The organism is Pseudocolwellia agarivorans, assembly GCF_002000085.1.
Taxonomy (GTDB): domain Bacteria; phylum Pseudomonadota; class Gammaproteobacteria; order Enterobacterales; family Alteromonadaceae; genus Pseudocolwellia; species Pseudocolwellia agarivorans.
In genome coordinates, this window is record NZ_MUZU01000027.1 from 1 (window position 1) to 3,668 (window position 3,668).

A 3,668-nucleotide genomic window follows, 5' to 3' on the forward strand; every position below is an offset into this window, starting at 1 on the left:
TAACAAGAAAATCAACAAGGACTAAAAACAGCTGGCCATTGCTCGTGCCTCGCTGATTTTGGCCAACAATTTTTAGCCTGTTATTTAGGCGTTATATGCAATTCATGTAGTAGGGTGCTTTAGCTAATATTTTGGTTATTAACTTTTACTTTTTTATGTGCTGCTACGTGTTTCGCTATTATAGTTTTCCAATAGTCACTAATAAGCTTTGTTGTTTTTATTACTGCGTAATGTAACAAAGCTATTATTTCGTTCTGGCATTTGTGGGTAGCTCAATCTATAGTGTGGCTATTACTACCGTCTTTTACTTTGAACTTCAGTAATTAAGTTTAGTTTTATCAGGCATATAACAAGCAATTCAACGGGACTTTTACAGCTGGCTGTTTCGTTCCTCAACATTTTAAGCCAGCAATAAAAGCCCATTAATTGGGCGTTATATGCACTCAAATAGTATTGTTTGTTTAGCTAAAAATACAGTTATTAACTTTTACTTTTTTATGTGCTGCCGCGAGTTTCGCTATTATAGTTTTTCAATGACCACTAATAAGCTTTGTTGTTTTTATTACTTCGTAATGTAACAAAGCTATTATTTCGTTCTGGCATTTATGGGTAGCTCAATTTATAGTTCATTTATTACTACCGTCTTTTACTAGTTGCTTTTGTATTTATGTTCAGGTTTATCAGGCATATAACAAGGCATTGCAAAGGACTAAAAACAGTTGGCTGTGCTCGTTCCTCGCAATTTTAGCCAGCAATAAAAGCCCATTAATTGGGCGTTATATGCAATTCATGTAGTAGGGTGCTTTAGCTAAAATTGTTTTTACCAAAAGTACTTTTGTAAACGTTGCTACGGGTTTCGCTATTCTAGTTTTTCAATAGTCACTAATAAGCTTTGTTGTTTTTATTACTACGTAATGTAACAAAGCTATTATTTCGTTCTGGTAATTCTGGGTAGCTCAATTTATAGTGCGGTTATGACTACCGGTTTTTACTAGTTGCTTGTGTATTTATGTTCAGGTTTATCAGGCATATAACAAGGCATTGCAAAGGACTAAAAACAGCTGGCCATTGCTCGTGCCTCGCTTATTTTGGCCAACAATTTTTAGCCTCTGAATGAGGCGTTATATGCAATTCATGAAGTATTGCTGGTTTAGCTAAAATTGTTGTTATCAAAACTGCTTTTGTAAACGTTGCTACGGGTTTCGCTATTATAGTTTTCCAATAGCCACTAATAAGCTTTGCCTATTTAAAAGACTTTTGTTGGCAAAGCTATTATTTCGTTCTGGCATTTGTGGGTAGCTCAATTTATAGTGCGTTTATTACTACCGATTTTTACTAGTTGCTTGTGTATTTATGTTTAGGTTTATCAGGCATATAACAAGCAATTCAACGGGACTTTTACAGCTGGCTGTGCTCGTTCCTCGCAATTTTAGCCAGCAATAAAAGCCCATTAATTGGGCGTTATATGCACTCAAATAGTATGGTTGGTTTAGCTAAAAATATTGTGATCAACCTTACTTTTGTAAACGCTGCTACGGGTTTCGCTATTGTAGTTTTTCAATAGTCACTAATAAGCTTTGTTGTTTTTATTACTGCGTAATGTAACAAAGCTATTATTTCGTTCTAGTATTTGTGGGTAGCTCAATTTATAGTGCATTTATTACTACAGTCTTTTACTTCTAACTTTTATATTTAAGTTTAGGTTTATCAGGCATATAACAAGCAATTCAACGGGACTTTTACAGCTGGCTGTGCTCGTCCCTCGCAATTTTAGCCAGCAATAAAAGCCCATTAATTGGGCGTTAGCTTTCTTATCAACATTGGAGTTTTATGAAAGGTTATAGATGGACTTGTAACGCATGTAGTGTTGGAAATGCTTCAAATGAAACTCATTGTTCATTGTGTGGCTGTTCTGCAACAGCAGGTACAGAAGATATTGAAAAGCATAAAAACCCTGAGGGTTTTAAGAAAAGAAAAACAATCGAAGAATATAAAAAACAGTTATTACCTCTTTTATTTTCTCCATTTTTCTTAGTTATTTACATGCATAATGGTAAATTCGAAATTGCTTTACTTTTATTTGTAGCCGTAGCTTTTATTATTACCAAAAACCTTAAGTTGTTGCTTTATATATCTACTGATAAAAAAGCTAAAACCATGCTAATTACTTTTTCCTGCACATTATTATTGTTTATTTTAACTAGGATTTATCTAATCCCTGATAATAGTTCAGCTGTCGGTTGGGGTGTTTTGTTCTACTTTACTTTCACTTTTGGCTTTATGTTTTATTTTACTAAAGGTAAAAGGTTTAATAATCTACTCGAGCAGTATTACAAAGAAAGCTAACAAGAAATTAAACAAGGACAAAAAACAGTTGGTTTTTGCTCCTGCGTCGCTTATTTTAACCAACTATTTTTTGCCTGTTAATTAGGCGTTATACGGAATTCAAATTGGCATATAGCAAAACTTTATCATCTAACGACAACATCGCTTTTGTTGAAATAAGTGGCTGGGAAGATCCCGGAGTTGCATTTAGCTCCTCTAAGATAGAATCTCTGCTAAACCAGCTAAGTGTTATTGGTGACGATATGATTTCAAGCAAAGAAGGTAAAGCTGGTGAGGCACTTTATTTTATAGAGTCTGAATTACATGCACTTCTTCGCTCAAGTAAAAACATGAAGTCTGGTGAATAGTTCCGTATAACAAGAACATTAAACGGAAAAATTACAGTTGGCTGTTTTTCGTTCCTCAAACATTTTAGCCAACTATAATTTTCCGCTTATGTAAGCGTTATGTACCTAAATATGAATAAACGTTGCCCTACATGCGGAAAAACTCAAAGCAATAAAAAAGTACTTAAAGCATTGTTTTTACATTTTATTACCTGCAACAACTGTAATGATGGATTATATTTTGCTAGGAAAAGGAGGGGTAACTCAAATTTTACAAACGACCTATTAAAAGGTGTTGTATTGTGTCTTGCGGGCTTAGTTTATGCGTTAATTATCATAGGGACGTATATTTACACAAGTTCTTGGCTTGTATCATTTTTTGTCCTAACAAGTTGTTTTGTAATGTTTAAACTAATCAGTTTATATAAAGCAAGGTTTGTTAGTATTGGCGCTATCGGTACATAACAAGGCATTGCATAGGACTAAAAACAGCTGGCCGTTGCTCGTGCCTCGCTATTTTGGCCAACAATTTTTAGCCTCTGAATGAGGCGTTATATGCAATTCATGTAGTATGTTGGTTTAGCTAAAAATACAGTTATTAACTTTTACTTTTGTAAACGCTGCTACGAGTTTCGCTATTATAGTTTTTCAATAGTCACTAATAAGCTTTGCCTATTTAAAAGACTTTGTTGGCAAAGCTATTATTTCGTTCTGGCAATTGTGGGTAGCTCAATTTATAGTGCGTTTATTACTACCGTTTTTTACTTTGAACTTCAGTAATTAAGTTAATGTTTATCAGGCATATAACAAGGCATTGCAAAGGACTAAAAACAGCTGGCCGTTGCTCGTGCCTCGCTATTTTGGCCATCAATTTTTAGCCTCTGAATGAGGCGTTATGTTTATTCGTAATTTCAGCTATTCAATTCAATAGGAATTAAAATGTCAAATATAGAAGTTACACTTCCAGCCGTTGACGGAAGTGTTTATTGTCCGCAT

General features: G+C 34.2%; 2 protein-coding genes. Both read left to right on the forward strand.

All coding sequences use genetic code 11. From position 1 onward, the window contains the following. Nucleotides 1-1,830: 1,830 nt before the first annotated feature. Nucleotides 1,831-2,346, forward strand: a complete 516-nt coding sequence (locus B0X80_RS20080; RefSeq protein ID WP_077343649.1) for a zinc finger Ran-binding domain-containing protein — start codon at nt 1,831-1,833, stop codon at nt 2,344-2,346. Nucleotides 2,347-2,450: 104 nt separating this feature from the next. Continuing rightward, nucleotides 2,451-2,693, forward strand: coding sequence for a hypothetical protein (locus B0X80_RS20085; RefSeq protein WP_077343651.1), 243 nt, complete (start codon nt 2,451-2,453; stop codon nt 2,691-2,693). Nucleotides 2,694-3,668: the final 975 nt, after the last annotated feature.